Annotated in this window: 1 pseudogene; it reads right to left on the bottom strand. The window is 37.6% G+C overall.

Features of this window, described 5'->3' with window-relative positions:
- A pseudogene (locus tag HMPREF2704_RS08880) lies at positions 1 to 213 on the bottom strand (ABC transporter ATP-binding protein); the annotation flags it as partial.

The raw sequence follows: 213 nt of genomic DNA, 5'->3' as shown, positions 1-213 counted from the left end.
CACCTGCGATCATATTGGTTGCTTGAGAGACATAAGCTTGGTTCGCCAGGGATTTCTCCTTCGTAATTTCATCCAAACGTTTAGAGCCAATTCCACTACAAAGAACAGGTATCGAATAAAAAATGACAAATAGCAAGCCAAGATAAAAATTAGTCCAAAGAGCATAACAGATAGAGACGGTTGTAAATCCCAAAGAAGAAATGATAATAACAG

It is taken from the genome of Streptococcus sp. HMSC076C09 (assembly GCF_001837905.1).
Taxonomy (GTDB): Bacteria; Bacillota; Bacilli; order Lactobacillales; family Streptococcaceae; genus Streptococcus; species Streptococcus parasanguinis_I.
The sequence above is the reverse complement of the archived record's forward strand: the minus strand, read 5'-3'. Positions and strand labels throughout refer to the sequence as shown.